This is a genomic window from Pseudonocardia sp. DSM 110487 (genome assembly GCF_019468565.1).
Taxonomy (GTDB): domain Bacteria; phylum Actinomycetota; class Actinomycetes; order Mycobacteriales; family Pseudonocardiaceae; genus Pseudonocardia.
In genome coordinates this window covers 6,588,334-6,614,625 of the sequence record NZ_CP080521.1, presented here as the reverse complement: position 1 = coordinate 6,614,625, position 26,292 = coordinate 6,588,334, and the positions used below count along the sequence as shown (strand labels likewise).

Sequence of the window (26,292 nt, the reverse complement as noted above, 5' to 3'; positions counted from 1 at the left end):
CCCCGGTCGCTCTCAGGCGAGGCTCGCCAACGGGTCGGCGCGACGCAGGGCCGGGTCGTCGGCGGCGAACGTGCGTGCGCGGCCGGGGCCGGTGCTGCGCGTCTCGAACCGCACGGTGATGCGCCCGTGGCCCGCTCCCTGGACCCACCCGTGCCCGTGCTCGGCGTGGGCGAGGTCGTCGCCCGCCTGCCACGGGCGCTCGGCGGGAGCGTCGTGCTCGGGCGCCGGATCGGCGAACTCGACCGGCGCGGCGGGGGCGGCCTCGGGGGCAGGCTCGAAGAGCGCAGGGGGCGGGTCGTCGGTGAGCCCGGCGAGGGACACGCCGATCAGCCGCACCCCACCCTCCGGCACGGCGGTGCGGGCGAGTCGCTGCGCGACGGCGGTGAGGGCGCCGAGGTCGGTGCTCGCGATGCCGGCCGTCTCCGAACGGCTGGACGTGGTGAAGTCGGCGCTGCGCACCTTCACCGTGACGGTGCGCGCCGCCCGCCCGGACGCGACGAGCCTGCGGTGCGCGGCCTCGGTCATCCGCGCCACCGCGTCGTGGACGGCGGCCATCGCGGTGAGGTCGATGTCGAACGTGGTCTCGGCGCTGACCTGCTTGGCCGCCCCACGTGGGGCCACCGGGCGCTCGTCGATGCCGCGGGCGAGGCGGTGCAGCTCGGTGCCGATCGCCGTGCCGAGCAGGCCGTGGACCTCGCGCAGGTCCATCGCCGCGAGCTCGCCGATCGTGTGGACGCCGAGCTTGCGCAGCCCGGCCTCGGCCACCGGCCCGACGCCCCACAGCGAGCGCACGGGCAGCGGCCCCAGCACCTCCCGCTCCACGTCGGGCGCGACCACCCGCAGCCCGTCGGGCTTCGCGAGCTCAGAAGCGATCTTCGCCGGCTGCTTGCCCGACCCCGCGCCGACCGACGCCGGCAGCCCGGTGGCCGCGCGCACGTCGGCCCGCAGCCGCATGCCGAACCGCTCCACGTCCGCGGCAGATGCTCCGGCCAGCGCGGGCGGTTCGAGGAAGGCCTCGTCGATCGACACCGGCTCCAGCACGGGGGAGGCGTCGGCGAGCACCGCCATCACCCGCGAGCTGAGCTCCTTGTACAACGTGAACCGCGCCGGCAGCACCACGGCGTGCGGGCAGAGCCGCCGCGCCTGGCCCATCGGCATGGCCGAACGCGCCCCGAACACGCGTGCCTGGTAACTGGCGCCTGCCACGACCGCGCGCGGCCCCAGACCGCCGACCAGCACCGGCCGGTCGCGCAGCGTGGGACGGGTGAGCTGCTCGGAGGCGGCGAAGAACGCGTCCATGTCCAGGTGCAGGACCCAACGCGCGGACACCTCGCCATTGTCCCTGGACGGACCGACAGTCCTGGCCGTAGCGTGCCGTAGACGTGGCAACCGCAGAGATCAGCCCAGAGATCACCAGCGCCGAGATCACCAGCGCCGAGATCACCACCGTCGCCGAGCTGGAAGCCGTCGTCGGCGCTCCCATGAAGGCCGCGGCGGAGAAGGTCCGGCACGTGCTGGACCCGATCGACCGGATGTGGCTCGAGCACTCCCCGCTCTGCCTGATCGGCACCAGCGACGCCACGGGGAACCTCGACGTCTCCCCGAAGGGCGACCCGGCGGGGCAGCTCGCCCACGTGATCGACGACCGCACCCTCGCCATCGCGGAGCGACCCGGCAACCGGCGGGTCGACGGCTACCGCAACGTCATGGCGAACCCGCACGTCGGGCTGATCTTCCTCGTGCCCGGCCGCGGCGACACCCTCCGGATCAACGGGCGGGCCCGGCTCCTGCGCGACGCCCCGTACTTCGACGAGATGGTGGTGAAGGGGCACCGGCCGATCCTCGCCCTCGAGGTGGCGATCGACGAGGTCTTCTACCACTGCGCGAAGGCGTTCATGCGCTCGAAGCTCTGGCAGCCCGAGACGTGGGACCACGATGCGATCCCGTCGACGGCGCGCATCGCGAAGGCCCTCACCCGCAAGGACACCCCTCTCGACGAGCTCGAGGAGTACTACGGGCCCTCGTACGCGGAGAAGCTCTACCGCGCCTGAGCGGCGAGGAGATCGTCCCCGCGACGCTCGGTGACCTCCGGCCGCGCGCCGGTGCCGGCGACGGCGGCGTGGTACCCCTCGCCGGGGTGCAGGTCGGCGAGCCACAGCGGCTCTCGGGGCGCGTCCTCCCCGGTCCACGCGAGCACGCCCGCCGGGCCGAGCGTGATGGCCGACATGGGCGTGGCGAGCCCGGTGCCGACCGCCTTCAGCAGGGCTTCCTTGCGCGTCCAGAGCGTGAAGAAGGCCTCGGCGTCCGGGGCGGACTCGCGGGGCGAGCAGACGTGGGCGGCCATCGCCTCCAGGTCTCCGAGCTCGCGGACCTGCTCGACGTCGAGCCCGACGTCCCCGCCGGGGTGCACGGCGACGCCGACGAGGTCGCCTGCGTGCGTCAGGGAGAACCCGGGCCCGCCGGGCAGCACCGGTTTGCCGTGCTGCTCGCCGCAGCGGCAGGTGCGGTCGAAGGCCAGCGCTGCCGCGGACGTGCCGACGGCGTCGGCGAGCACCAACCGCACGAGGGCGTGCGCCGCGAGGTAGCGAGCCTGGTCGGCGGGGCGGCGGAAGCGGTCGAGCCGGTCGCGCTCCTGGCGGTCCAGCAATGCCACGAGCCCATGGGCGTCACCTGGCGCCACCGGGGCGGCCCACCACACGACGGTCATGGGAGCGGCTCGGTCAGGGCTTGCGGCCGACGCCACAGTAGGCGTCGATGTGCTCGATCTGGCCGATCTCGACAGCGCCCGGTCGCCACTGGGTGATGGGCACGAGCCCCGGCTCGATCAGTTCGGTGCCTGTGAACCAGCCGCGGATCTCCTCGACGGTGCGCAGCTGGTACGGCGACCCCAGCTCGGCTTGCGCCCGCTCGCCCCTGATGACGGCCTCGCTGGTGTTGGTTGCGTCCCAGAGCACGAGGTAGCTGCCCGGCGGGACGGCGTCGAGCACCCGGGAGACGATCGAGCTCGCCTCGTCGTAGTCGGGGACGTAGCCGAACACGCCCATGAACATCACAGCGACCGGCCGAGAGAAGTCGAGGATCTCCCGAGCCTGCGCGATGATGCGATCCGGGTGGTGGTAGTCGGCGTCGACGTACTTGGTGACGCCCTCGGGAGTCGTGTTGACCAGCAGCGCGCGGGCGTGGGCGAGCACGAGCGGGTCGTTGTCGACGTAGACGATCTTCGCGTCGGGCGCGACCGACTGGGCCACCTCGTGGGTGTTCTGCATGGTGGGCAGGCCGGTGCCGATGTCGAGGAACTGGCGGATCCCGGCCTCGCCCGCGAGGTAGCGCACCGCCCGGTTCAGGAACTGGCGGGACTTGAACGCCATGTCCACGATCTCCGGGAACGCCGACCTCACCGCATCGCCGACCTCCCGATCGGCGGCGTAGTTGTCCTTGCCGCCGAGCCAGTAGTTCCAGATCCGGGCGCCGTGGGGGATGTCGGGACGGAGGTCTGGCACGGGTCGGTCGGTCACTGAACCTTCCTCCGGAAGAGGTACGAGCACGAGCTGCGTCGTGACGATAACCCACGGGGTGGCCGTGGAGATCACCCGCGCTGGAGCCGCGACTCGTCGGCGCGACGGGGTGAGGGCTACCCGCCTGACGTCACCTGGCTGCGGTCGAGCGTCCAGACGACGTCGTAGAGGCACGGATGGGGACGCGCGATGGCGGTGAGCCGGTCGATGTAGCCCTTGGCGTAGATCACCTCCATGACGGCGTCCCACGCCTCCTTGCTGGTGCACTGGGCGTAGTTCGTGACCTTCGTGCGGTCGAGGGAGACGTGGATGTTGATCGACATCCAGCCCGGTACGTGGGTGACGGTTCCCGCCGCCTCCTTGAGGGTCGCGACGAGCAGGTCGACCTTGCCCGGCTCGACGTCGAAGACGTTGATCTGGGTGATCACGCCCTTGTCGCTCTCGATGACGGTCATCTCGGACACTCCTGTCGGTCAGTAGAGGACTTGGCCGCCGTTGACGGGTACGGCCGCGCCGTTGACGAAGCCCGCGAGGTCCGAGGCGATGAGCGTCGCGATGCCCGCGACGTCGTCGGGTCGGCCGAGGCGGCGCAGCGGGACCAGGTCCCGCAGTTCCTCCAGTTGCTCGTCGCCGACGACGGCGCTGTTCTCGCCCTGGATCATCGACGCCTCGATGGTGTTGACCCTGATGCCGTGCGGACCGAGCTCCACGGCGAGCGCGCGGACGAACGACTCGAGCGCGGCCTTGCTGACCGCCAGGGTGGAGAAGCCGGGCACCGGCGCGCGGCACAGCGCGCTGCTGATGGCGAGGATCGTGCCGTGCCCCATCCGGAGCATGCCCGGCACGACGGCTCGCACCGGGGTGAACGCTGCCCGCATCTCGTCCGACAGCCGCGACTCGTACGCATCGGTCTCGAGCCGCATGACCGGGGCCGGCCGGAACCCGCCCGCGTCGGCGTTGAGGACCAGGGTGTCGGGCGGCCCCATGCGCTCGGTCACGGAGGCGACCATGGCCGCGACCGCGTCGGCCTCGCGAACGTCCGCCCGTACGGCGAGCGCGCTCCCGCCGGAGTCGGAGATCGCACGGACCACGGACTCCGCGGCGGCCTGGTTGCGGAGGTAGTTCACGGCGACCTTCGCGCCGCACTCGGCGAACCGCTGCGCGGTGCGCGCGCCGATGCCCCGGCCTGCGCCCGTGATGAGGGCGACCCGCCCTGCCAGCAGTTGCGTCACTTCTTCTCCCCGGTGAGGCCGGCCTCGATCTCGCGGCAGACGGCGGCGAACCGCTCCTGCGTGGGGCGTGTGAGCACGATCGAGCCCCACAGCGCGCCCACGACGGCGAGGGCCGCCGCTGCCGGGTCGAGCCCGCCCCGGAACACGCCTGCGTCCCGGCCTTCCGCGAGTACGCGTTCGACGCCGGCGCACCACCGTTCGTTCAGGCGCGTGACGAGGTCCGCCACGGCCTCGTCACGAGGCGCGCGCAGCATGAACTCGCGCGAGACCGCCCACGTGCGCTGGTCCTCGCGCCAGAAGAAGGCGACGTCCGCGAACTCCTGCCGCAGCCGGCGAACTGCGGCCGGAGCGCCCTCGTCCGTTGCGAGCTCGGGTGACCGGCGGTGCCTGTACCGCGCCTCCAGGTGTGCCGCGACCCCCTCGACCAGCGCCTCCTTGGTGGGGAAGTAGTGGTGCAGCGTCGCGCTGTTGATCCCCGCGTGCGCCGCGACATCGCGAGTGCGCAGGCCCTCGAACCCCTTCTCCGCAACCATGGTGAAGGCGGTCTCCACGATCTGCTGCCGCCGGTCCTCCGCCCTCAGGCGCCGGCGAGCCGGCCGTACTTCGCTATCCATCAAGCAGATGATGGATAGCGCGGCGGCGCTTGTCAAGCATCTGCTCGGTAACGGGGAGCCTCAGTGACGGGCGAGCAGATCCACGAGCACGGTGACGGGCATTCCGGCGGGCCAGTCGCTGACCTGTCCGTCACCCAGCTCGACGACGCGCCAGCGACCGTCGTCCCGGAGGGCGAGGTCGACCGTGACGAACGGCAGGTCGAGCGCCGCGACGAGAGGTGCGAGCGGTGGGATGTCGATCTCGTCCGGGACGGGAGCGGCCGGGGTGTCCGGGTGTGCGGTGACCACCCGGCAGGTTCCGTCCACCCACCACGTGCGGACCTCGGTGCCGACGAACCGCTCGAAGCGGCGGAGCACGAAACCGCCCTCCACGACCTCGCGGAGCTCGGCGAACCGGCACGCCACCCGCCACGCCGCGTCCCGATCGGCGACGTCGGGCAGGAAGGCGGCCTCGTCCCAGTAGTGCTTCATCGACTTGGTGTAGTCGCGGAGCACCGCGGGGCCCGCACCGAGCTCCCGGCAGGCCCGGTCGAAGTCCGACCGGTCGGTTCCCGCCGTCCACACCGTGGCCGGAGTGACACCGGCGAACATCTCGTACCAGCCGGGAAGCTCGTGGGCCGTCCGGTAGCCGGCGGAGTTCGTGCGCAGTGTGGTGCCCCGGGCGGCCAGCGCGTCCGCGAACGCGGCGTACGCCGTGCTGCTCAACATCCAGCCTCGGTACACCGCGTCGGCGCCGGCAGGCACCCGCGCCGTGGCACGATCCGCGCCGTCACCCGTTGCCATGGTGTCGTGATCGACCAGCGCGACCGTGCAGCCGATGTCGCGCGCCGCGGCGGCCTCCGCCGCGAAGTGCTCGTCAGGGCGTCGGGGGCGCAGGACGTCGTGGGGGACGATGAGGATCACGACGCTCAGGATGGCGTTCGCACGGCGCGTGACCCACTGGGTTATCCGGGAGAATCTCCGATGGCCCCGCATGTCGGTCCGGCGTCGACGGTCCACTCCGCTGCGGCGCTGTGGCTCATTACCTCCGAGGTGATCGACCGGACCACGTCTCCCGGGCGAGGCTCTTCCCTGTCAGCAAACGACAGGAAGGAACCACGATGACCACCACGACCCCCGGCGCCACCATCGCGCAGCGCTACCTGGAGGCTTGGAACGCGACCGACTCGGCCGAGCGGCGCGCGGCGATCGAGGCGGCGTTCGCCCCGGACGCCCGCTATGTCGACCCGCTCGCCGACGTGACCGGCACCGAGGCGCTCGACGCCCTTATCGCGGGTGTGCACCAGCAGTTCCCCGGCATGCGGTTCGGTCCCGTCGGCGACGTCGACGCCCACCACGACGTCTGCCGCTTCCGGTGGGGCCTCGGCCCGGAGGGCGCCGAGCCGCTGGTGATCGGCTTCGACGTCGTGGCTGTGGGCGAGGACGGCCGCATCACGGGCGTCCACGGCTTTCTCGACAAGGTTCCGGCGGGCGCCTGATCTCAGGCGGATGCCGGGGCGAGTTCCGTGAGGAGCGCGCGGACGCGGCTGTCGATCTCGTCGCGGATGGGACGGATCTCGCTCGGTGTCCTGCCTGCGGGGTCGGGGAGTTCCCAGTCGAGGTAGCGCTTGCCGGGGAAGACGGGGCAGGCGTCGCCGCAGCCCATGGTGATGACGACGTCGGAGGCCTCGACCGCGTCGGTGGTGAGCAGCTTCGGCTTCTGGGCGGCCAGGTCGATCCCGATCTCGGCCATGACCTCGCGGACGGCGGGGTTGATGGCGTCGGCGGGAGCGGAACCGGCGGAGAGCACATCGACGCGGCCCCCCGCGTGGTGCTCGAGCAGAGCGGCGGCCATCTGGGAGCGGCCTGCGTTGTGGACGCACACGAACAGGACGCGGGGGGTTTCGGTCACGGGGTGGTCCCTTCGGCGACGGTGCGGGCCTCGTGGGGGACGACGATGTCGCCGGCCGCGGCGCGGGCGTCGGGATAGAGCGAGACGGCGAGGGCGGCGCCGATCGTCGCACCGATGATCTGCACCAGTACGAACGCCGGCACGGATCCGGGTGCGATGCCGGCGAAGGTGTCGCTGAACATCCGGGCGATGGTGACGGCGGGGTTGGCGAACGAGGTGGACGAGGTGAACCAGTAGGCGGCGCCGATCCACGAGGCGACGGCGACCGCGGACAGCGCGGCCCGTCCGCTGCGCGCGAGCGCCACGATCACCGCGATGAGCCCCGCGGTGGCCACGAACTCGCCGAGCCACAGCCCGAGCCCGTCGCGGGCGGTTCCGGAGATCGTCACCGGTGGGAGCTCGTACATCAGGTTGGCCAGCACGGCTCCGCCGGTTCCGCCGAGGATCTGCGCGGCGGTGTAGGCGGCCGCATCAGCTGCCGACAGGCCCGAGCCGTGACGGCGGCCGAGCGCCCAGTCGACCGCGGACACCACCGGGTTGAAGTGCGCCCCGGACACGGGGCCGAACAGCAGGATGAGCACACCGAGCCCGAACACCGTGGTCAGGGAGTTCTGCAGCAGCTGGAGGCCGGTGTCGTCGGGGGAGAGCCGCCCCGCGGCGATGCCGGACCCGATCACGATGGCCACGAGCAGCCCGGTGCCGAGGAACTCGGCGAGCAGCCTGCGCGTCAGCGGCACTCCAGAATGTGTTCGAGAAGCCCGCATGTGGGCCGCGGACGCCGGGGATCCAGCTGGTCTCGGCTGCCCTGGGCGGCCCGCTCCGCGCTTCTCGAACACATTCTCAGGCACGGGCAGGCACCTCGAGCGAGGCGAGGAGCGCGCGGACGCGGCGTTCGATCTCGTCGCGGATCGGGCGGACGTCCGTGACGTCCTTGCCGGCCGGGTCGTCGATGTCCCAGTCCTCGTAGCGGCGGCCGGGGAAAACGGGGCAGGCGTCGCCGCAGCCCATCGTGACGACCACGTCGGCCGCGCGGACGATCTCGTCGGTCCACGGCTTCGGGTACTCGGCGGAGATGTCGATGTCCCGCTCGCCCATGGCCGCGATCGCCGACGGGTTGATCCGGCCCGCGGGGTCGGAGCCGCCGGACCAGGCGACGGCGTGGTCGCCCGCGAGGTGGGTGAAGAACCCGAGTGCCATCTGGGAGCGGCCGGCGTTGTGGGTGCAGAGGAACAGCACCACCGGCACGCCGTCGTCGTGCTTGCCCTCGACCTTGGCCAGTGCCCGCAGCCGCTGGCGGGCGAAGCGTTCTGCGAGCAGCGGCAGGTAGTTCTTCACCGCGGCCCGGATGGCGAACTCGTCGTAGGAGCTGTGCAGGAACCGTTCGATGGTCTCCCTGCCGAAGATGCCATCGAACTGGCGGGCGAGATTCGACGCGGCCGTGGTGAGGGCGAGTTGCTGATCGATGGACAGGTCACTTCGGCGGTGGCGCACCTGCACGGGGTCCTCCTCATGAGGCGGGCGGTTCGGCGGGACGGATCGCTGGGGCGAGGCGGCCGATCCGATCGGTCAGCTCGCGGGCGGCGTGGGCGGACGCGGTGTGGTCGCCCACGCCACGCGGGGTCCGGGATCGACCAGCTCGTTTTGCTCGGCAAACATTGACTCAATAGTCGCTGAGCTAGCGGTGGATGTCAATCGCCTGAGGTGCGTGATCGGGGCAGCCTCGGCCAGAACGGGTGGCCTCGGCGCGCGCTGGCGGAGCCACCTGGATGGTTCAGCTGAGATGGCCCCCGCCGTCGACATGCAGGGTGGTTCCGGTCAGGAACGGGTTGGTGAGAGCGAGTAGCGCCGCCGATGCGATGTCGGCAGGTTGCCCGATGCGTCGGGCAGGGTTGCGGGCGGCGACATCGGCGAAGAACCGGTCGCGGCCTTCGGCCATGTGGTCCCATGCCCCTGAGTCGACGATGCCCGGAGACAACGCGTTGACTCGGATCGGCGCGAGCTCGACGGCGAGTGCCTTGGCGAGGAAGGCAACCGCACCGTTGGTCGTCGCCATGACGGTGAGTCCCGGTGCAGGGCGCCACCCCGCTACCCCGGCGAACAGCAAGATCGCGCCATCGGGCCGGATCTGTGGGGAGAGGTGCTTGGCGAGCAGGATCGGTCCGAGCACCTTGGCGTCGAACGCGCGGGCAACGGCGGCGCGATCCAGTTCGGTCACCGGGCCGTTGGCGTGGTCGGCGGCCATCGTGACGAGGTAGTCGAGCCCGCCGACGTGGGTGGCCAGCTCCCGCACCGAGTCTTCATCGCCGAGGTCCACGCGAGCGGTCTTGATCACGGCGCCCGTGCCCGAGCTGGTTGGTTCGTGATGCCGTCGCGCGGCAACGATGACCTCGGCACCTGCGGTGGCTGCGTCCACAGCCAGGCGGGCGGCGATGCCCGAACCGCCGCCGACGATGAGCAGCTTCTTGCCGTTGATCGAGACTGCCACGGTGTCCTCCTGCTGTCGGGTTCACCGAGATCAGCACCGCACCGGCCGGCAGTAGTCCCGTCGCGCCATGATGGTTATCGCTACCAACCATAGTATTGGCGAATGGCGACCCTGCGTGCCCTGGAGTGCTTCGTGGCCGTCTGCCAGTTCGGGTCGGTCACCGAGGCCGCCGCTCGATTGCACATGTCGCAGCCGGCCATGTCGCACCAGATCGCGGCCTTGGAGCGAGAGATCGGCACGTCGGTCGTGGAGCGGCTGTCCCGTGGCGTCCGTCCGACGGTCGCGGGCCGGGCGCTCCTGCCGGACGCTCGCGCGGCGCTGGCCGCAGCGCAACGCGCCGTCGCCACCGGCCGAGCGGTCGCTCGCGGCGCAGGTGGGCAGCTGCGGATCGGGTGCGCGGAAAGCATGACCGCCGGCTTGCTCGCGCCGGTGCTACGGGCCTGGCACCGGCGCCGCCCCGGTGTGCATCTGGGGCTGACCGAGCTGTCCAGCGCCGATGGGCTCGCCGATCTGGTCGGCTCCGGAATGGTCGATCTGGCGGTCGGGCCACGGCCCTCGCGTTGGGCGGGATTCGAAAGCCTCGTGGGTAGTGAAGAGGTGGTCGCGGCGATGGCGGGTGGTGCCGGGCCCGAGCCGGTCACCTTCACCCAGCTGGCCAAGCGCTCGATGGTGGGCTACCACCCAGACAATGGGTTGGGTGCCTGGCTGGATGACGTCGCGGCGGAACGGGGCGTCGCCCTCACCGTGCTCACCCGTACCCGCAATGCCACGACCGCCGCACATCTGGCGGCCGCCGGTCTGGGTGTTGCCCTGGTGCCGATCACCGCGTTGCCCAGTGCGTTCCCCGGCGCCGTGCGGCGATTGGACCCGCCGCTACTCAGAGACGTTGTCGTACTGCTCGCCAATCCCCACGACCCGCTGGCCCGGCGGTTCGACGCCGACATCTGCCGTCGGGGAGTGCGGGTGCCAGCCGACATTGCCGTCCAACTGGGGCCGGCGGAATGAGCGGCGCGCCGAACTGGGTCGCGGTGGACGAGGTGCTGCTCGGTAGCCGGTTCCCAGTCGTCGAGACCATCGGTGTCGTTCTTCGGTGGTCACAACCGGCGGTACGCGCGATCACATGGCCGGCGAAGTCGAGCATCTGGTCAAGGCTGGTGAACGCCGCGTAGGCATCGAAGAACGCCTCATCAACACCGGACTCGGCGTACCGCTGCAACTTGTCCGCGAGCGAGCCGACGGACGTGCCCGGTTCGAGGTTGATCCGCATGGCCGTCTTCAGCGCGTCGGGATCGCGGCCGGCGTCCTGCGCCGCTCGGCGCGCGATCGACCACAGGCGGTCGGCGCCCCCGTCCCGACCGTCGACCTCGAACCCGAGCCAACCGACCCCGCTGCGGCCGACCCGGCGCATCGCGGCCTCGCTGGCGCCGCCGATCCAGATGGGTGGCCCGCCCGCCTGGACCGGACGCAGGTCGGCGTGGACCGGTGGCAAGGTGAAGAACTCGCTGTCCCAGGACACGGGATTGGTCGTCCACCACGCGTGCAGGAACGCCAGCATGTCATCGAGCATCTTGCCGCGCCGCTGCCAGTCCGCGTTGCGGGCGCTGTCGTACTCCTGCTTCATCCACCCCAGCCCCACACCAACGCCAAGGCGGCCGTCGCTGAGCACGTCGAGCGTGGTCAGCAGCCGGGCCAGGTGCGGCGGCTCGTAGTAGAACGTGCTGAGCGTGCTGGCGTTCAGGCGCATCCGGCTGGTCGCCGCCGCGGCGACGGTCCACAGCAGCACCGGATCGAGGGAGCGGGTCATCTGCGGCCCCTTGGCCAGATAGCTGCTGTCCACATCAACCGGCGTGACCAGGCGATCGCCGACCCACAGGGTGTCGTAGCCGAGGTCCTCGAGTCCGCGGCAGAACGCGCTCAGGCCGGGGGCGCCGCTGACGGCGGGCCCGACAATGGGAATCACGAAACCGAGCTTCATCGCGAGAGTCTGCTCAGCCGGTAAATTCGTTGACGCCGAGTGCGAAGTCCCAGTGGCCAACCCCGTTGCCGGCGAGGCCCACCGTGACCACGCCCATTCCTTCCAGCCAGTGCGCCATTTTCAGGCCGCCGACATCCAGCGGACGCAGCCCGAGGCTCTCGATGAATGCCGCCACGCCCGCCTTGGCCCGCGCATCGTCGCCAGCGATGAAGACGTCGGGCCGGCCCTTCTCCAGGACACTACGGAAGATGGTGTTGAACGCCTTCACCACGCTCGCGCCGGCCGGGGCCACCTTGGCGACTTCCTGCGCGATCGACGTCTCCTCGCTGTGGGCCAGTCCGTCGAACGTGGCGTTGAAGGGGTTGCTGATGTCGACGATGACCTTGCCCGCGAGGGCGTCTCCGTACTCGGCGACGACCGGAACGACACCGGCGTACAGCAGGGCCGTGATGACGATGTCCCCGGCCGGGACGGCGCCCCACTTGCCCGTCGTCGCGCTGCCGCCCAGAGCCTTGGCCAGGTCATCGACCTTGGACTGATCGCGTCCCATGACCTCGACGGTGTTGCCGCCGGCCACCGCGAGCGTGCCAATGGCACGGGCCATGTTCCCCGTACCGATGAGGGTGATGCTGCTCATGAGGTGTGCTCTCTTCCTGTTCTCGAGGTGTCGCTCTGTCTCGTGTTCCGCCGTAGATTGGGATGCGTGAACCGCCGCCATTCTGAATAGGGACATAGGACGAGGGCATCCCGTGATCGTTACGCACCCTTTGTGCGCAGTTCCCAGGGCTGCATGCCGACGAGAGGCGCGAGGTGACCCTGCATCTCGACGGCGGATGGCAGCGGGCGCCAAAATATGGTCACCTCGGCAATCTTGCCGTCCGCGTCGAGCAGGATGTAGTCCATCCCGTTGACCGCCGTGTCTTCGATCTGCAGCCGGAAGAATGCGGCGTGGTGGGTCTCGCCGCTGAGGACCTCCTTGTAGATGAGGTCCGCCGCCACCGTGGAGACGCCCTGGATGGCTGCCGTGACGGCCTCGCGGCCGGTGAGCGGCTCATCGCTGAGCGGGCTGATCAGCACCACGTTCTCAGCGAGGACACGGGCGAGAGCGTCCTTGTCCGCGCCGCCGTGCATGCAGTCGACGAAGGACTCGACGGTGGCGCGGTGCTGGGCGAACGTGGTCATGGCTTCTCCTCGTCGTGTATGAGACCCGGTCGGCACGCCGACCCGCAGGTCCGGGTCGGCGTGCCAGGTCATCAGGGCAATGAACTCTCGAACCGAGAATTGATCTCGTTCACGGCTTGCGGCCGGCCATCCCGACGATGCGGTCCAGCAGGGACGCGTCCGGCGGGACGGGCACCGCCGCACCCCACAAGGCCCGGACCAGGTCCGACAGGGTCGGCAGGAACTCGGTCAGGTACTCCCAGACGGCTTGCAGTGTGGGTTCGAGCAGCTCGACGGGCTGGCCGGTGGCCATGGCCAGGTCCCAGCCGTGCACCACCATCTCGGTGAGCGCGATGGTGTGTGGTTCAGATGGCGGTGACGCCGCCGTCGGCGACCAGTTCCATGCCGTTGACGTAGCTGGAGTCGTCGGAGGCGAGGAACAGGGCGATGGTCGCGATTTCTTCGGGGCGGCCCATCTTTCCGCGGGGGATGAGAGACTCGAATGCGGCCATGGTTGCCTCGTCGAACACTTCTTCCTGCTTGGCGGTGGCGACCTGGCCGGGGGTCAGGACGTTGACCCGGATCTTGCGGTCGCGCAGTTCGTTGAGCCAGACGCGGGCCCAGGCCTGCTGGACGGCCTTGCTCCCCGCGTAGAGGCTCCAGCCGGGGAAGGCGCCGAGGGAGGCGTTGGATCCGGTCATCAAGATCGAGCCGTTGTCGTTGATCAGCGGCAGTGCCTTCTGCACGGTGAACAGGGTGCCGCGCGCGTTCAGCGAGAAGGCGCGGTGGAACTGTTCCTCGGTGATCTCGCCGAGGACGGCGGGTTCGCCCATCCCGGCGCTGGCCCACAGCACGTCGATCGAACCCTTCTCCCGCTTGACGGTGTCGTACAAGCGGTCCAGGTCGTCCAGTTCGGCCGCGTCACCCTGGACGGCGGTGACGTTGCGGCCGATCAGCTTGACGGCGTCGTCCAGCGCTTCCTGCCGCCGGGCCTGGATGAAGACGTGCGCGCCTTCCTCGACGAACAGCTTGGCGCCGGCCAGTGCCAATCCGGTGGATCCGCCGGTGATCACCGCGACCTTGCCATCGAGCTTTCCCACGATCACTCCGTTGAATTGATGGTCATCCGGAACAGTTCGGCACTTATGCACACCAGACTGTGTACGTAACGTACCCGACGACCGGTCGGAGCGCAAGCTATGTAGACCGATCCGTACCGAACGGTCTACGCTGGCGGCATGACGGAGTTGGCGAAGGGCCCCCTGGGCCGGCGCCGCGGCAGGGGCGCACGCGAGCGCATCCTCAGCGCGTCACAGCAGCTGTTCCGCGATCAGGGCGTCAACCGCACCGGCATGGACCAACTCTGCGCCGCGGCCCAGGTGTCCAAGCGCACGGCCTACCAGCACTTCACCAGCAAGGACGAACTCGTCGCCGAATACCTGCGCCGATTCGATCCCGACGTCATGCCCGGGGTGTTCGACCGCACCGACCGCACTCCCCGCGAACGACTCCTCGCCGCCTTCGAGATGCCCGCGTCCACGCCCCTGTGCCCCTACATCGCGGCGGCCGTCGAACTCCACGACCCCCAACACCCCGCATCCCAGTACGCACGCGACTACAAGACCGCCATCGCCGCGCGGCTGACCGAAACCGCCCGCGAAGCCGGCGCCACCAACCCCGAACAACTCGGCGAACAACTGGCGCTGCTCATCGACGGCGCCTCGGCCCGCACCCGAGTCCTCAACAGCGATTCCTTCCCCACCGCCGCCGCCATCGCCGCCGTCCTCATCGACAACGCCATCCCCGCGTCATCCCCTCGGCAGCCCAGCGATGACCGCGGAACTACCGGGCCTGCTCCCGTTCCGGTGGGAGGCCGATGACGGCCCGATCACGCCTCGCCGGCCTGAAGACGACGTCGAGTTCGGCGCGGCCGCAGCGGTAGCTGTCGGGACCTGGGGCTGGAGATCGACTCTCGGTAGGGCAGGTGCGACAGGGACCCGTAGGGGGCCTGGCGGGAGGGGGCATCGTGTGCCGCGGACGACCGAGCAGCAGGACGCGAGCGCGCCTCACCATGCGGCACTCGTGCTGCTCGGTCGCCCGCCCGGCACCACCGGCCCGCGTGCAACAAATGGGTGATAGTTGACGCGGGACCGGCGGCACCGGCTGTGGATCAACCAGTGCGCCGCACCGGGTTGATCCGGCGGCCCTGCGCTGCGCGGGCGTGACCCGAGGAGCCGGCGTGGACGGCTCCACTCGGGGCGTTCTTGCCCGCGCGGCCGCGGCGGGCCGCTCGGTTGGCCGGCGCCGGAGCGGCGTCGGCGGGGTTCGGTTCGCCCTGCGTGTTGTCGACGGTGGCGAGCAGGGACGAGAGCAACGGGTCTGGCATGGGGTGCCTCCTGCAGGATGACGGGGCCGGCGCAGCAGAGCCGAGACGGCGCCCGGATCTGGTCCAGGGCCGGCCGGGTGGCTGGAACGGGAGCGGCCGGGCGGGAGGGCCCTGGCCGTGCTTGCCGCAGTGGAGCGGCCGTCGCTACAGGCGCATGACGAGGACGATAAGCCTGCCGTTGTGGGCGCGCCACGGAATTTCCCGGGCTAGCGTCGGCGGGTGACGAACTTCGACACCGTCGTGGTCGGGGGTGGTATCGCGGGCGCCTCGATCGCCTACGAGCTCGCCGCCACCCGCTCGGTTCTGCTGGTGGAGACCGAGACCGCGCTCGCCCGGCACTCGACGGCCCGCTCCGCCGCAACCTATGTCCCCGGCCATGGCTCGGCGCCGCTGCGCGCGCTGGTCGCGGCGAGCGGTCCGCGGTTCGCGCGGCTCGAGGCGGAGTTGGATGCGCCGCCGCTGCTCACGCCCCGCGCGCTGCTGCACGTCGCGTTCGATGCCGACGGTGCCGCGGAGCTGGCCGCCGACCTGGCCGAGCAGGCGGGTGAGCCGGGGTGCCCCGTCGCGATCGACCCGGCAGAGGCGCAGCGCTTGTGTCCGGCGCTGCGGCCGGGCGCTGTGCGTGCCGCCGCCGTCGTGGAGGGCGCGGCCGACATCGATGCCGAGGCGCTGCACCAGGCCTTCATCCGAGGGCTCCTCCGCCGCGGTGGGAAGGTCCGGACGGGTGCCCCGGTCACCGGCGTGCGGAGAAGCGGTTCCGGGTGGGAGGTGCAGGCCGGTCCGGATGGGAACGTGATCGGTGCGGCCGAGGTCGTGGACGCCGCCGGCGCGTGGGCGGACGCCGTCGCGGTGCGGGCGGGGGTCCCGCACATCGGGCTCACGCCGTACCGGCGCACGATCGCGCTGGTCCGGGTGCCGGACCCGGCCCGGCTCCGCGCGCCGGACGGGGCGAGGCTGCCGATGGTCATCGAGACGCCCGAGCGCTTCTACTTCAAGCAGGAGGGCGACGGGCTCCTGGTCAGCCCCGCCGACGAGACGCCGGTCGAGCCGCACGACGTGCGTCCCGACGAGCTGGACGTCGCGATAGCCCTGGAGCGGGTCGAGGAGGTCACCGGGCTCGGCCTGCGCTCGGTGCGCACGGCGTGGGCGGGGCTTCGGTCGTTCGTGCCCGACCGGCTTCCGGTGATCGGGGCGTGGCCCGAGCACCCCGGGTTCTGGTTCTGCGCAGGCCAGGGCGGATCGGGGATCGAGACGGCGCCTGCGCTCGCGGCGTTCGCCGCGGCGGTGGTGACGGGCGGTCCGTTGCCCGCCGACGTCCCGCTCGACCGCGCGGCGTTCAGCCCCACGCGGCTGTAGCGCGGCGTGCAGTTCGGCTCGCACACCGACTACTGCGCTCCCACACCGACTGCAGTCGATGTGTGAGCACCGAAATCGGTGTGCGACCGCGCTCCTTCCCGAGGCCGACCAGGGCGCACGTGAGGGAGGGTCAGGTCGTACGGTTCCGCCTCATGACGAGTGCGCTGTTCGACCCGCTGTTCGGGGCCGATCGGGTGGCCGCCCGGCTCGACGACGCCTCGTGGGTGGCTGCGCTCGTCGCGGTCGAGGTGGCGCTGGCGCGGGCCGCGGCCGAGCACGGGGTCGTCCCCGCCGAGGACGCCGACCGGATCGAGGTGGCCGCGGCGGCGCTCCAGGTCGACCCGGCGGCGCTGGGCCGGGCCGCTGTCGAGGGCGGCAACCCGGTGATACCGCTGGTGCGGATGCTCCGCTCGGCGGCAGGGGAGGCCGGGCGCTCGGTGCACCCTGGCGCCACGAGCCAGGACGTGATGGACACCGCGGCCGTGCTGCTCGTCGGCTGGGCGGGCGAGGTCGTGCTCGACGACCTGCGCGGGGTCGCCGACGCCGCGGCCGACCTCGCGCGGAGGCACCGCGACACGCCGATGATCGCCCGCACCCTCGGGCAGCAGGCGCTGCCGACGACGTTCGGGCTGGTCGCCTCGGGCTGGTGCGCGGGGCTGGACCGGGCGCGCGCCCGGCTCGCTGAGGTGATCCGTTCGCTGCCCGTGCAGTTCGGCGGGGCGGCCGGCACGCTGGCCGCCCTGCACCCGCGCGGACCGGCGGTCGCCGCGTCGCTCGCCCGTGCTCTGAGGCTCGCCGACGCCCCGCCGTGGCACACGGAGCGGACCCGGATCGGGGAGCTCGCCGGGGCTCTGGCCGTCGCCGCGGGCGCCTGCGCCAAGCCGGCCACCGACGTGGTGCTGCTCTCCGGCACGGAGCTGGGCGAGGTGTCGGAGGCGGCGCCGGGCGACTCGTCGTCGATGCCGCACAAGCGCAACCCGATCGCGGCCGTCACCGCACGAGCGGCCGCGCGCAGGGCGCCCGGCCTCGCGGCCGTGCTGCTTGCCGCGGCCGACCACGAGCACCAGCGGGCCGCGGGCCCGTGGCACGCCGAGTGGCAGACGCTCGCCGAGCTGCTGCGGGCCACAGGGGGCGCGGCCGCTCGGCTGCGTGCATCCCTCGAAGGGCTCGGGGTGCACCCGGACCGGATGGCCGCGAACCTCGCGCTCACCGCCGAGGCGAGCGGCCCGCCCGGGCACGCGGGGGAGCTGGTCGACCGGTTGCTCGCGCAGCGTGGGTGACCGGTTGTCGGTGCCGACCGGCAGACTGCCGGCATGGTCGAACGCGTGCTCTCCGCTCGGGAGCTCAACCGAGCCGTGCTGGCCCGGCAGCTGCTCCTGGAGCGCGCCGAGCTGAGCCCGCAGCAGGCCGTCGAGCAGGTGGCCGGGTTGCAGACGCAGTACGCGCCGTCGGGCTACGTCGGGCTGTGGTCGCGGCTGGCGGGCTTCCGCCGCCACACGCTCACCGAGGCGCTGCTCGCAGGCCGTGTCGTGCAGGCATGGGTGATGCGCTGCACGATCCACATGGTCTCGCCCGCCGACTACTGGCCCTTCACGGAGGCGGTACGGCAGGCGCGGCGGGAATGGTGGCGGCGCGCCCACCGGATCGAGGTCGACATGCCGGCAATCGCGGCCACCGTCCGTTCCCACCTCGCCGACGGCCCGATGAAGCAGGCCGAGATCCAGAAGCGGCTGACCGCCGCCGGGCACCCGCGGGCGGTCTGGCCAGGTGTTCAGCTGTGGGTCGATCTGGTGCGCGTTCCCCCGGCCGGCACGTGGGGCACCCCCCGGGCCCACGTCTACGGCCTGGCCGAGCACACCGTGGCCGCGCCTGAGCCCGCGGTCACCGGGGAGCGCGCCACGGAGCTCCTCGTCGCCAGTTATCTGCGCGGATTCGGGCCTGCCTCGGCCGCCGACATCGCCTCGTTCTGCGGGTGGAGCATCACCGCCACGCGGGCCGTGCTCGCCCGGATGCAGCTGTGCCGCTACCGCGCCGAGACGGGCGGCGAGCTGGTGGACGTGCCGGAGGCGCCGTTGCCGCCCGCCGACACGCCAGCTCCCGTGCGGTTCCTCGGGCAGTGGGACGCCAACCTGCTGGTGCACGCCCGGCGCGCGCAGATCCTGCCCGAGGAGCACCGGCCGCGGGTGTTCGCGCGGAACATCCCGCAGTCGGTGCCAACGTTCCTCGTCGACGGCCAGGTCGCGGGCACATGGCGCTACACCGACGGCGAGGTGCGGTGCGAGCCCTTCCAGCCGCTGAAACCAGACGTGGCAGGGGACGTGGAGGTCGAAGCCGCTCGCCTCGCCGCGTTCCACGTGGAGTGATCGGCGATGGCGCGTAAGTCGGCGAGCTGCCGTTCCTGATCACGGTCTCGGGAGGCACCGGGGAACTCGGCGGGCTCGCCCGGACGCACGATCGACACGGCGACGAGAGTGGCGACGACGAGGAGGAGGACGATCGCTGTGGTCATGGCAGTAATTTTCCGCTCGGAAAGTTCCTGCCACCAGTGGCAGGACTGACTACCGAAGCAAAGATCCTGCCACTACACTCGCCGGCATGCTGTCCACCGTCGCCGCGCTCGTGATCCCTCCGGTCACCCCGTTCGAGTTCGGCACGATCTGCGAGGTCTTCGGCATCGACCGCTCCGCGGACGGGGTGCCGCCCTTCGAGCTGCGGGTGTGCGGCGAGGTGGCGGGTCAACCCATTCGCACGTCGGTCGGCGTCGACATGGTGCCGTCCCACGGTCTCGACGGGTTGCGTGGCGCCGACCTCATTGCGGTGTCGGCCACGCGGGCACGGGAGTTCTCCGACGAGGTGCTCGACGCGGTGCGCGCGGCCGCGGCGGCGGGCAGCACCCTGCTCAGCGTGTGCTCGGGTGCGTTCGTGCTCGGCGCGGCGGGCCTGCTCGACGACCGGCCGTGCACCACGCACTGGGACAACGCCGACGAGCTGCGCGAGCGCTACCCGCGCGCCAAGGTCGACCCGGACGTGCTGTTCGTCGACGACGGCAACCTGATCACGAGCGCGGGCACGGCCGCAGGCATCGACGCGTGCCTGCACCTTGTGCGCCGTGAACTGGGCAGCGCGGTGGTCAACGTCATCGCCCGGCGGATGGTCGTGCCGCCGCAGCGCGACGGCGGGCAGCGGCAGTTCGTCGAGATGCCGGTGCCGGTGTGCCGGTCCGAGGGGCTGGCGCCGGTGCTGGACTGGGTGCTGGAGCACCTGGACGTCGAGCACTCGGTGTCCGACCTCGCGCGCCGGGCGCGGATGTCCGACCGCAGCTTCGCCCGCCGGTTCGTCGCCGAGACCGGCACCACGCCGCACAAGTGGATCACCCTGCAGCGGGTGCTGCGGGCACAGCGGCTGCTGGAGGACACCGACATGGGCATCGACGAGGTGGCCGAGCGCAGTGGATTCGGCAGTGGAGCGCTGCTGCGCCACCACTTCCGCAAGGTGGTGGGTGTGTCCCCGGCCGACTTCCGTCGCACGTTCGCCGCCCGCTCGGCGGTCGCCGGGCATTAGGGTCGGGGTGTGACCGAGGAGGTGGGCACCGACGGCGCGCGGGACGCCGTGCTCGCCCACCGCGACGCTGACGGCGTTCTCACCCTCACCTTCAACCGCCCGGAGCGGCGCAACGGCTGGGCCGACGACATGTACGAGGCCTACTACGGGCGGCTCACCGAGGCGGCGGCCGACGAGACGGTGCGCGCGGTGGTGGTCACCGGCGCGGGCAGCACGTTCTGCCCCGGCGCCGACATCTCCCGCCTCGGCGGGCTGGGTGAGGAGGACGCCCGGCTGCCGCACTACCCGGTCGACGTCCCCCGCCGGTTCCCGAAGCCGCTGATCGCCGCGATCAACGGGGCCTGCGCGGGTGTCGGGCTCGTGCAGGCGCTGTTCTGCCACGTCCGGTTCGCCGCCGACACGGCGCGGTTCTCCACCGCGTTCGCCCGCCGCGGACTCGTCGCCGAGTACGGGATCGCGTGGACGCTCACCCGCCTCGTCGGGTCGGAACGCGCGCTCGACCTCCTGCTCTCGGCCCGTACGTTCGACGCAGGGGAGGCGCGTGAGCTGGGTCTGGTGAGCCGCGTCGTCCCGCGGGCCGAGGTGCTCGATGCGGCGCATGCCTACGCGCGCGACCTCGCGCTGCACTGCAGCCCACGTGCCATGGCCGTGATCGCGAGGCAGGTCCTCGAGGCGCAGGACTCCACGTTCGACGAAGCGCTGCAGGCCTCCTACCGGCACGTCGACCGCTTCATCGGGTCGGCGGACCTGCGAGAGGGGGTGGCTTCCTACCTCGAGCGGCGCGCACCCCGATTCGCACCGCTCGGTCCGTTCCCGGACTGACTCCACCACCACAGGAGATGAACCACATGCAGCAGCGACAGGCCCGGGTCGCGGTGATCGGAGCGGGCCCGTCCGGGCTGTACGCCGCCGCCGCGCTGCTGGCCGCCGACATGCCGGTCGGCATCGAGGTGCTGGACCGGTTGCCGGCGCCGTACGGCCTCGTGCGGTACGGCGTGGCGCCCGACCACGTGAAGATGAAGAACGTCATCCGCGTGTTGCAGAAGCCGTTCGACCCTGCCCAGATCGAGTTCTTGGGCGGAGTGCACGTAGGGGACGGCGGGGTGCCGCTCGAGGTACTGAGGCGGCACTTCCACGCGATCGTCCACGCCACCGGCAGCTCGGTGGACCGGGCCCTCGGCATCCCCGGCGAGGAGCTCGCCGGTTCGTTGGGCTCGGGCGCGTTCGTCAGCTGGTACTGCGGCCACCCCGACCACACGAAGCTGCAGCCCCTGCTCGACCATCCGGGCGCCGTCGTGGTCGGAGCGGGCAATGTCGCCCTCGACGTCGCACGGGTGCTGGCGAAGACCGCTGACGAGATGGCCGAGACCGACGTCCCGGACCCGGTGCTCGACGTCCTGCGTTCGAGCGCCGTCCGCGACATCCACGTGCTGATCCGGCGCGGGCCGCAGCACATCCGGTTCACACCCGCTGAGCTGCGCCAGATCGGCGAGCTCGCGAACGCCGACGTGTTCGTGCACGACGACGGCCTGCTGGCCGCGGGTGTCGAGGAGCCGGAGGACCGGCGGCACCGGCAGATGCTCGACATGCTGGGGGACTGGTCCGCGGCCGAGCCCGCCGGCAAGCCGAGGCGGATCCACCTGCGGTTCCTGCGCTCCCCGGTGCGGATCATCGGGACGGGCGGACGCGTCGCGGGCGTGGTCGTCGAGCGCAACGCGATCGTCGACGGCCGAGTGGTGGGTACCGGCGAGCGCGAGACCCTCGACGCCGGGCTGGTCGTGCGGGCGATCGGGTACGACGCCGAGCCGATTCCCGGGCTGCCGTTCGACGCGACCACCGGCACCGTTCCGAACGTGGGCGGGCGTGTGGTGCGTGACGGCGAGCCGGTGCCCGGCGCGTACGTCACCGGCTGGATCAAGCGCGGTCCCACCGGCGTGATCGGCACGAACAAGGCCGACGCGCTGGAGACCGTGGCCAAGCTGCTGGAGGATCTCCCCGGCCTGCCCGACCCCGCGCACCCCGATCCGGCAGACTTGCGCGCGGCACTCACGGCGCACGGGCTGCGACCGGTGGACTGGACGTCGTGGCTGCGGCTCGACGCGGAGGAGGTGCGCCGCGGCGGGCTGCGCGGCGCCGAGCGGGTGAAGGTCGCCGAGCTGGCCGAGATGCTGGATGCGGCGCACGGGGCGACCAAGGGGTGATCGGGAGGGGAGTTGCCGTCACTTCGGCAACGCGTGGTGGACGCGGCGCAGGACGAGCTGGCGGCGGGCCGGTCGGTGTCACCGCTCGACGTGTTCTGCCGGCTGGGCTGGCTCACGCAGAACCATCTGGACCACTGGCGGCAGGGGCGGACCGAGCACCTCGAACCCCTGCGCACCCTGCGCCCGCAGAACCTGGCCACGGCGATGGACGCGTTGTGCCAGTGGGCGCAGGAGCGCGGCCTGCGGGCCAGTGAGACGGCGTACGTGAGCGCCACCCGGGATCGAAGGGCGCTGCAGTTCGTCGGCGGGGACGAGGCCACCGAGCGGGCCTTCCGCACGCACTGGATCTCCGGCGAGCTGACCGACGCGCAGCGCGAGCGGGTGGTCGAGCGCGCGAGCCGGCCGCCCGACCTCGTGGTGATCTCGCCCGTGCGGGACTGGATCTGCACCGGCTGCTCCGCGGAGAACGGCGAGTTCCTCGTGATGGAGGACGCGGGGCCGCTCTGCCTCACGTGCGCCGACCTCGACACGCTCGTGTTCCTGCCCGCGGGCGACGCCGCGCTCACCCGCCGGGCGAAGAAGGCGAGCGGCCTGTCCGCCGTGGTCGTGCGGTGGAGCCGGTCGCGCAAACGGTACGAGCGCCAGGGACTACTGGTGGAGGAGGACGCGCTGCGGGCAGCGGAGGCGAGCTGCTTCGCCGACGAAGACGCGCGGCAGCGACAGCGCGAGCGCGATCGGGAGCGCCGGGAGCGCCAGGACGTCGAGCTCACCGAGCGGATGGGGCAGGAGATCAACAGGTTGTTCCCGGGGTGTCCGCAGGCTCGAGCCGAGGCGATCGCGGCCCACGCCGCGGTGCGGGGCAGCGGCCGGGTCGGGCGCAGTGCCGCAGGCCGGGCGCTGGAGGAGCGAGCGCTCGTGAGCGCCGTCGTCGCCTCCGTGCGACACGAGGACACCGACTACGACGAACTGCTCATGGCGGGCGTCCCGCGCGAGGAGGCGCGGGCCCGGGTGCGGGCCGCCGTCGACGCCGTGCTGGACCGCTGGCGCTCATGATCAACCGGCGAGCAGTCGAGCGCCATCCACCAGCCGGGCCAGGTCAGCATCGGTCCACGGCGTGCGGGTGATGACGCCGACGTGCTCGGCGCCCAGCTCGCCCAGTGCCGCGCAGCGCCCGGCGAACGCCTCGGGCGTCTCGTCCGGGACGAGCGCCGTGCCGACGGTGGTCTCGATCTCCTCCCGCGGGCGGCCGACCGCCTCGCACGCGCGCGCGAGGACGGCCAGCTTGCGGCGCAGCGTGACGCCGCCGTCGGGGATGTCGAAGAGGTTGCACGCGTCGGCGTAGCGGGCCACCAGCGGCAGCGTCTTCCGCTCCCCGGCGCCGCCGATCAGTATCCGCGGCCTGCGCGCCGGGACCGGGTGGTTCAGCGGTCGCTCGGCGCGGACGTGCGTGCCCTCGAAGGCGGAGTCGTCGCCCGCGAACATCTGGCGGGCCAGCCGCAGCGTGTCCTCCAGCCGCTCGAACCGCTCGGCCGTCGGCGGCATCGGGATGCCCATGTGCGCCGCCTCCTGCTCGTGGTAACCGGCGCCGATGCCCAGCCAGGCGCGGCCGTCCGAGAGGGCGTCGAGCGTGCTGACCGCCTTGATCAGGAGAGCGGCCGGCCGGAACGTGATCGGGCTGACCATCGCGCCCAGCCGCACGCGCCGGCTGCGGCCCGCGAGCCAGCCCAGTGTGGTGTAGGCCTCGAGGTGCGGGTCGGTCGGTTCGGTGCCGGGGGCGTACTGGGCGAGGTGGTCGGCCACCCAGACGGTGTCGATGCCGCCCTCGTCGGCGACGCGCACGATCCGATCCATCGGCGTGTGCTCGGCGCTCGTCGGGAACTGGGTGATGCTCAGGCTGACGCGCATCGCAGGGCCTCCTCGCGATGTCAGGCGGACGGCGGGCCGGCCATCGGGCTCAGGTGCACCCCGACCATGAGCCAGCGACCGTCGCGGTGGGCGGCGATGTGGGTGCCGCGGAACCTGCCGCCGGCCGGGTGGCCCTGGTAGGTGGCCTCCTGGATGCGGACGCCGATCGCGACAGCCGTGTCGCCGTAGTCGCGGACGCGCACGTCGTCCCAGGTCAGCGACTGGATCCGGAGCGCTCTGGAACGGTAGCCGGCGAACCAGTGCTCCCGTTCCAGGACGAACCCAGCTGGTCCGACCAACGTGAAGTCGTCGGTGCTCATGGTCGCGAGGGCGTCGGTGTCGCCGCGCTGCTCGGCCTCGGCCCAGCGGCGGCCCAGCTCGCGGATCTCGTTCTCGGTGGTGGTCATGCCAAAACGATAGGCATCTAACGGTTAAGCGTCAATACGTTCGATGTCGAACGCTTCTGCTAGGCTCCGGCCATGTCCGCACCACCACGGGGGATGCCGATCGGTCGCCGGCTCGCGAGCACGGCGAAGGAAGTCAGCCGCGCGTTCGGTGAGGCACTCGCCGCCGCAGACGGCTCCGAGCACGTCTGGCTGATCCTGCTGGCGCTCAAGACCCGCGAGACCGCGAACCAGCGCGCCCTCGCCGCCGCCGTCGGGATCCAGGGGGCCACGCTCACCCACCACCTCAACGCGATGGAGGAGGGCGGGCTCGTCACGCGGCGGCGCGACCCGCAGAACCGGCGCATCCACGTCGTAGAGCTGACAGCCGACGGCGAGGCGGCGTTCCACCGGATGCGGGCGGCCGCGGTCGAGTTCGACAAGCGGCTGCGGGGCGACCTGTCCGACGCCGAACTGGAGCGCGTCGCCGCCGTGCTCGATCAGCTCAGGGCCAACGTCGCCCGCGACTGACCGGTGCACCAAGACCGCGACTCAACTGCATCGAGACCGCGACTCGCGGACGAGGTGTGCCCACTTCTCCGCGAGTCGCGCTCTGCGTGCACGCGAGTCGCGCTCTGAGCGAGCGAGTCGTGTCAGCAGGGCTCGACGGAGACGACCGCGGGCACGGCGCCGAGGCGGTCGGCGAAGGTGTCGCACTCGTCGGCCGTGAGCGAGACGATGCAGGTGACCGAGCTGTACGGGACACCGTCGAGGACCTCGACGGCGAACTCGCGGACGGGGTACCCGCATGCGCGCAGCGTGGTGCCGATGTCGAGGACGCCCTGCATGCCGCCGGTGGTCACGATCTCGTGGCGGCGCTGGAGGCGGGGTGCCCATGTGTTGCGGCGGGAGTGATCGAGAACAGTCATTGTTCGGCTCCGGGGTCCACGGATGGTGGTTGCCGAGCCAGGCCTCGGGTGGTGGGGGAGCGGGGCGCGCCGGCGACCTGGCTCAGCCGGCGCGCGGCGGTACTGCCGCGTCGAGGGCGAGAGCGATACGCATGACCGCAGCGTAACCCTTGTCACGTCGGCGCCGTGTACCGCCCCCGGCGTGTCGCGTTGCACGGCTGCGCGCGACGGCACTTCGACCGATTCGGCGGTTGACGCATAGCAATGCCAATGATCCACTCGAAAGTGGCACGTGAGGTATCGCCGTCGCTACGTCCGCCGCCGCAGAAGGATCTCCATGAAGTCGATCTTCTTCCACCTCATGCCCTACCGCGACCTTCCCGCCGACTTCGAGACGAAGTACGAGAGTATTTGGGTCACCCCGCCGAATTCGGAGCTCTGTGATCCGAAGAAGGTGGCGCAGTACTACCAGTGGAACCTCGACGAGCTGGAATTGGCCGACCGGCTCGGGTTCGACGGGGTGGGGGTCAACGAGCACCACCAGAACGGGTACGGCTTCATGGCCTCTCCCAACCTGATGGCCGCCGCTCTCGCCCGGCGCACGCCGAACGGCAGCGCGCTGATGGTGCTGGGCAACACCCTCGCCCTGTACTCGCCTGCCACCCGCGTGGCGGAGGAGTTCGCGATGCTCGACGTCCTGTCGAACGGGCGGCTCGCCG

At 71.7% G+C, this 26,292-nt stretch carries 31 protein-coding genes and 2 pseudogenes; 13 read left to right on the top strand and 20 right to left on the bottom strand.

Features of this window, described 5'->3' with window-relative positions; translation table 11 throughout:
* Window positions 1-12: 12 nt before the first annotated feature.
* Complete coding sequence (locus K1T35_RS30870; RefSeq protein ID WP_255620927.1) at window positions 13-1,329, bottom strand: DNA polymerase IV; 1,317 nt, start codon at window positions 1,327-1,329, stop codon at window positions 13-15.
* A 152-nt stretch (window positions 1,330-1,481) separates the two neighbouring features.
* Here K1T35_RS30870 and K1T35_RS30865 point away from each other — a divergent pair, with 152 nt between their 5' ends.
* Window positions 1,482-2,051, top strand: a complete 570-nt coding sequence (locus tag K1T35_RS30865) for a pyridoxamine 5'-phosphate oxidase family protein (RefSeq protein ID WP_255622694.1) — start codon at window positions 1,482-1,484, stop codon at window positions 2,049-2,051.
* Here K1T35_RS30865 and K1T35_RS30860 read toward each other — a convergent pair.
* The 6 genes from K1T35_RS30860 to K1T35_RS30835 all read right to left on the bottom strand — a co-directional run bounded on the left by K1T35_RS30860 (window position 2,039) and on the right by K1T35_RS30835 (window position 6,264).
* Window positions 2,039-2,707: a 4'-phosphopantetheinyl transferase superfamily protein gene (locus K1T35_RS30860; RefSeq protein WP_220255306.1), complete on the bottom strand. Its 669-nt coding sequence runs from the start codon at window positions 2,705-2,707 to the stop codon at window positions 2,039-2,041. The genes K1T35_RS30865 and K1T35_RS30860 overlap by 13 nt on opposite strands.
* 13 nt (window positions 2,708-2,720) lie before the next feature.
* Window positions 2,721-3,515: an SAM-dependent methyltransferase gene (locus tag K1T35_RS30855; protein ID WP_255620926.1), complete on the bottom strand. Its 795-nt coding sequence runs from the start codon at window positions 3,513-3,515 to the stop codon at window positions 2,721-2,723.
* A 116-nt stretch (window positions 3,516-3,631) separates the two neighbouring features.
* Window positions 3,632-3,970, bottom strand: coding sequence for an antibiotic biosynthesis monooxygenase (locus K1T35_RS30850; RefSeq protein WP_220255305.1), 339 nt, complete (start codon window positions 3,968-3,970; stop codon window positions 3,632-3,634).
* 18 nt (window positions 3,971-3,988) lie between these two features.
* On the bottom strand, window positions 3,989-4,747 hold the full coding sequence (locus K1T35_RS30845; RefSeq protein ID WP_220255304.1) for an SDR family NAD(P)-dependent oxidoreductase: 759 nt from the start codon (window positions 4,745-4,747) through the stop codon (window positions 3,989-3,991).
* Window positions 4,744-5,361: a TetR/AcrR family transcriptional regulator gene (locus K1T35_RS30840; protein ID WP_220255303.1), complete on the bottom strand. Its 618-nt coding sequence runs from the start codon at window positions 5,359-5,361 to the stop codon at window positions 4,744-4,746. The genes K1T35_RS30845 and K1T35_RS30840 overlap by 4 nt, the downstream gene beginning before the upstream one ends.
* 60 nt (window positions 5,362-5,421) lie before the next feature.
* Window positions 5,422-6,264, bottom strand: coding sequence for an ATP-grasp domain-containing protein (locus tag K1T35_RS30835; protein ID WP_220255302.1), 843 nt, complete (start codon window positions 6,262-6,264; stop codon window positions 5,422-5,424).
* 197 nt (window positions 6,265-6,461) lie between these two features.
* Between K1T35_RS30835 and K1T35_RS30830 the strand changes: the two genes are divergently transcribed.
* A complete protein-coding gene (locus tag K1T35_RS30830; RefSeq protein WP_220255301.1) occupies window positions 6,462-6,839 on the top strand; it encodes a nuclear transport factor 2 family protein in 378 nt (125 codons plus the stop codon).
* A 2-nt stretch (window positions 6,840-6,841) separates the two neighbouring features.
* Here K1T35_RS30830 and K1T35_RS30825 read toward each other — a convergent pair whose 3' ends face one another.
* The 4 genes from K1T35_RS30825 to K1T35_RS30810 form a co-directional block, all read right to left on the bottom strand.
* On the bottom strand, window positions 6,842-7,252 hold the full coding sequence (locus K1T35_RS30825; protein WP_220255300.1) for an arsenate reductase ArsC: 411 nt from the start codon (window positions 7,250-7,252) through the stop codon (window positions 6,842-6,844).
* Window positions 7,249-7,989 carry an MIP/aquaporin family protein gene (locus tag K1T35_RS30820; protein ID WP_255620924.1) on the bottom strand — a complete coding sequence of 247 codons (741 nt, stop codon included), beginning with the start codon at window positions 7,987-7,989 and terminating at the stop codon, window positions 7,249-7,251. Before K1T35_RS30820 ends, K1T35_RS30825 begins: the two co-directional genes overlap by 4 nt.
* Before the next feature lie 103 nt (window positions 7,990-8,092).
* A complete protein-coding gene (locus K1T35_RS30815) occupies window positions 8,093-8,749 on the bottom strand; it encodes an arsenate reductase ArsC (protein ID WP_255620923.1) in 657 nt (218 codons plus the stop codon).
* Between the two features lie 274 nt (window positions 8,750-9,023).
* Window positions 9,024-9,737, bottom strand: coding sequence for an SDR family oxidoreductase (locus K1T35_RS30810; RefSeq protein ID WP_220255299.1), 714 nt, complete (start codon window positions 9,735-9,737; stop codon window positions 9,024-9,026).
* 102 nt (window positions 9,738-9,839) lie between these two features.
* Here K1T35_RS30810 and K1T35_RS30805 point away from each other — a divergent pair, with 102 nt between their 5' ends.
* Window positions 9,840-10,742 carry a LysR family transcriptional regulator gene (locus K1T35_RS30805; protein ID WP_220255298.1) on the top strand — a complete coding sequence of 301 codons (903 nt, stop codon included), beginning with the start codon at window positions 9,840-9,842 and terminating at the stop codon, window positions 10,740-10,742.
* A gap of 178 nt (window positions 10,743-10,920) precedes the next feature.
* Here K1T35_RS30805 and K1T35_RS30800 read toward each other — a convergent pair.
* The 5 genes and pseudogenes from K1T35_RS30800 to K1T35_RS30780 all read right to left on the bottom strand — a co-directional run.
* A pseudogene (locus tag K1T35_RS30800) lies at window positions 10,921-11,712 on the bottom strand (TIGR03619 family F420-dependent LLM class oxidoreductase); the annotation flags it as partial.
* A 13-nt stretch (window positions 11,713-11,725) separates the two neighbouring features.
* The gene (locus K1T35_RS30795) at window positions 11,726-12,349 is read right to left on the bottom strand and encodes an NADPH-dependent F420 reductase (protein ID WP_220255297.1); all 624 of its coding nucleotides are present in this window, start codon (window positions 12,347-12,349) and stop codon (window positions 11,726-11,728) included.
* A gap of 119 nt (window positions 12,350-12,468) precedes the next feature.
* Complete coding sequence (locus K1T35_RS30790) at window positions 12,469-12,894, bottom strand: hypothetical protein (RefSeq protein ID WP_220255296.1); 426 nt, start codon at window positions 12,892-12,894, stop codon at window positions 12,469-12,471.
* A 109-nt stretch (window positions 12,895-13,003) separates the two neighbouring features.
* Entirely contained in the window at window positions 13,004-13,213 is a 210-nt protein-coding gene (locus tag K1T35_RS30785) for a hypothetical protein (RefSeq protein WP_220255295.1), read from the bottom strand.
* A gap of 25 nt (window positions 13,214-13,238) precedes the next feature.
* Window positions 13,239-13,973 (bottom strand): SDR family NAD(P)-dependent oxidoreductase, encoded by a 735-nt coding sequence (locus tag K1T35_RS30780; RefSeq protein ID WP_220262955.1) that lies wholly within the window; start codon window positions 13,971-13,973, stop codon window positions 13,239-13,241.
* A 138-nt stretch (window positions 13,974-14,111) separates the two neighbouring features.
* On the opposite strand from K1T35_RS30780, the gene K1T35_RS30775 reads away from it, so the two are divergent.
* Window positions 14,112-14,753, top strand: coding sequence for a TetR/AcrR family transcriptional regulator (locus K1T35_RS30775; RefSeq protein WP_220255294.1), 642 nt, complete (start codon window positions 14,112-14,114; stop codon window positions 14,751-14,753).
* 290 nt (window positions 14,754-15,043) lie between these two features.
* Here K1T35_RS30775 and K1T35_RS30770 read toward each other — a convergent pair whose 3' ends face one another.
* On the bottom strand, window positions 15,044-15,259 hold the full coding sequence (locus K1T35_RS30770) for a hypothetical protein (protein ID WP_220255293.1): 216 nt from the start codon (window positions 15,257-15,259) through the stop codon (window positions 15,044-15,046).
* 219 nt (window positions 15,260-15,478) lie between these two features.
* Between K1T35_RS30770 and K1T35_RS30765 the strand changes: the two genes are divergently transcribed.
* The 7 genes from K1T35_RS30765 (at window position 15,479) to K1T35_RS30735 (ending at window position 23,430) form a co-directional block, all read left to right on the top strand.
* Complete coding sequence (locus tag K1T35_RS30765) at window positions 15,479-16,615, top strand: FAD-binding oxidoreductase (protein ID WP_220255292.1); 1,137 nt, start codon at window positions 15,479-15,481, stop codon at window positions 16,613-16,615.
* A 152-nt stretch (window positions 16,616-16,767) separates the two neighbouring features.
* Entirely contained in the window at window positions 16,768-17,895 is a 1,128-nt protein-coding gene (gene pcaB / locus K1T35_RS30760; RefSeq protein WP_220255291.1) for a 3-carboxy-cis,cis-muconate cycloisomerase, read from the top strand.
* 33 nt (window positions 17,896-17,928) lie between these two features.
* Window positions 17,929-18,978 carry a winged helix DNA-binding domain-containing protein gene (locus K1T35_RS30755; protein ID WP_255620921.1) on the top strand — a complete coding sequence of 350 codons (1,050 nt, stop codon included), beginning with the start codon at window positions 17,929-17,931 and terminating at the stop codon, window positions 18,976-18,978.
* 232 nt (window positions 18,979-19,210) lie between these two features.
* Window positions 19,211-20,176 carry a GlxA family transcriptional regulator gene (locus K1T35_RS30750; protein WP_220255290.1) on the top strand — a complete coding sequence of 322 codons (966 nt, stop codon included), beginning with the start codon at window positions 19,211-19,213 and terminating at the stop codon, window positions 20,174-20,176.
* 9 nt (window positions 20,177-20,185) lie between these two features.
* Window positions 20,186-20,998, top strand: coding sequence for an enoyl-CoA hydratase-related protein (locus K1T35_RS30745; RefSeq protein WP_255620920.1), 813 nt, complete (start codon window positions 20,186-20,188; stop codon window positions 20,996-20,998).
* 26 nt (window positions 20,999-21,024) lie between these two features.
* The gene (locus K1T35_RS30740) at window positions 21,025-22,377 is read left to right on the top strand and encodes an FAD-dependent oxidoreductase (protein WP_220255289.1); all 1,353 of its coding nucleotides are present in this window, start codon (window positions 21,025-21,027) and stop codon (window positions 22,375-22,377) included.
* Window positions 22,378-22,389: 12 nt separating this feature from the next.
* The gene (locus K1T35_RS30735; protein WP_220255288.1) at window positions 22,390-23,430 is read left to right on the top strand and encodes a DUF2293 domain-containing protein; all 1,041 of its coding nucleotides are present in this window, start codon (window positions 22,390-22,392) and stop codon (window positions 23,428-23,430) included.
* Here the strand turns inward: K1T35_RS30735 and K1T35_RS30730 are convergent, their stop codons facing one another.
* Window positions 23,431-24,282 carry an LLM class flavin-dependent oxidoreductase gene (locus tag K1T35_RS30730; protein WP_220255287.1) on the bottom strand — a complete coding sequence of 284 codons (852 nt, stop codon included), beginning with the start codon at window positions 24,280-24,282 and terminating at the stop codon, window positions 23,431-23,433.
* A gap of 20 nt (window positions 24,283-24,302) precedes the next feature.
* Complete coding sequence (locus tag K1T35_RS30725) at window positions 24,303-24,689, bottom strand: nuclear transport factor 2 family protein (protein ID WP_220255286.1); 387 nt, start codon at window positions 24,687-24,689, stop codon at window positions 24,303-24,305.
* Between the two features lie 72 nt (window positions 24,690-24,761).
* Between K1T35_RS30725 and K1T35_RS30720 the strand changes: the two genes are divergently transcribed.
* Window positions 24,762-25,196, top strand: a complete 435-nt coding sequence (locus K1T35_RS30720) for a MarR family winged helix-turn-helix transcriptional regulator (RefSeq protein ID WP_220255285.1) — start codon at window positions 24,762-24,764, stop codon at window positions 25,194-25,196.
* A gap of 122 nt (window positions 25,197-25,318) precedes the next feature.
* Here K1T35_RS30720 and K1T35_RS30715 read toward each other — a convergent pair whose 3' ends face one another.
* A complete protein-coding gene (locus tag K1T35_RS30715; protein WP_220255284.1) occupies window positions 25,319-25,594 on the bottom strand; it encodes a hypothetical protein in 276 nt (91 codons plus the stop codon).
* A gap of 316 nt (window positions 25,595-25,910) precedes the next feature.
* Between K1T35_RS30715 and K1T35_RS49840 the strand changes: the two are divergent.
* A pseudogene (locus tag K1T35_RS49840) lies at window positions 25,911-26,285 on the top strand (LLM class flavin-dependent oxidoreductase); the annotation flags it as partial.
* Between the last annotated feature and the right edge of the window lie 7 nt (window positions 26,286-26,292).

Coding starts and splice junctions, on each gene's coding strand:
- K1T35_RS30860 (WP_220255306.1), bottom strand. CDS start 2,707: ATGACCGTCGTGTGGTGGGCCGCCCCGGTGGCGCCAGGTGACGCCCAT.
- K1T35_RS30720 (WP_220255285.1), top strand. CDS start 24,762: ATGTCCGCACCACCACGGGGGATGCCGATCGGTCGCCGGCTCGCGAGC.
- K1T35_RS30775 (WP_220255294.1), top strand. CDS start 14,112: ATGACGGAGTTGGCGAAGGGCCCCCTGGGCCGGCGCCGCGGCAGGGGC.
- K1T35_RS30785 (WP_220255295.1), bottom strand. CDS start 13,213: ATGGTGGTGCACGGCTGGGACCTGGCCATGGCCACCGGCCAGCCCGTC.
- K1T35_RS30740 (WP_220255289.1), top strand. CDS start 21,025: ATGCAGCAGCGACAGGCCCGGGTCGCGGTGATCGGAGCGGGCCCGTCC.
- K1T35_RS30715 (WP_220255284.1), bottom strand. CDS start 25,594: ATGACTGTTCTCGATCACTCCCGCCGCAACACATGGGCACCCCGCCTC.
- K1T35_RS30840 (WP_220255303.1), bottom strand. CDS start 5,361: ATGGATAGCGAAGTACGGCCGGCTCGCCGGCGCCTGAGGGCGGAGGAC.
- K1T35_RS30790 (WP_220255296.1), bottom strand. CDS start 12,894: ATGACCACGTTCGCCCAGCACCGCGCCACCGTCGAGTCCTTCGTCGAC.
- K1T35_RS30750 (WP_220255290.1), top strand. CDS start 19,211: ATGCTGTCCACCGTCGCCGCGCTCGTGATCCCTCCGGTCACCCCGTTC.
- pcaB (WP_220255291.1), top strand. CDS start 16,768: ATGACGAGTGCGCTGTTCGACCCGCTGTTCGGGGCCGATCGGGTGGCC.
- K1T35_RS30865 (WP_255622694.1), top strand. CDS start 1,482: ATGAAGGCCGCGGCGGAGAAGGTCCGGCACGTGCTGGACCCGATCGAC.
- K1T35_RS30795 (WP_220255297.1), bottom strand. CDS start 12,349: ATGAGCAGCATCACCCTCATCGGTACGGGGAACATGGCCCGTGCCATT.
- K1T35_RS30805 (WP_220255298.1), top strand. CDS start 9,840: ATGGCGACCCTGCGTGCCCTGGAGTGCTTCGTGGCCGTCTGCCAGTTC.
- K1T35_RS30830 (WP_220255301.1), top strand. CDS start 6,462: ATGACCACCACGACCCCCGGCGCCACCATCGCGCAGCGCTACCTGGAG.
- K1T35_RS30755 (WP_255620921.1), top strand. CDS start 17,929: ATGGTCGAACGCGTGCTCTCCGCTCGGGAGCTCAACCGAGCCGTGCTG.
- K1T35_RS30850 (WP_220255305.1), bottom strand. CDS start 3,970: ATGACCGTCATCGAGAGCGACAAGGGCGTGATCACCCAGATCAACGTC.
- K1T35_RS30725 (WP_220255286.1), bottom strand. CDS start 24,689: ATGACCACCACCGAGAACGAGATCCGCGAGCTGGGCCGCCGCTGGGCC.
- K1T35_RS30770 (WP_220255293.1), bottom strand. CDS start 15,259: ATGCCAGACCCGTTGCTCTCGTCCCTGCTCGCCACCGTCGACAACACG.
- K1T35_RS30730 (WP_220255287.1), bottom strand. CDS start 24,282: ATGCGCGTCAGCCTGAGCATCACCCAGTTCCCGACGAGCGCCGAGCAC.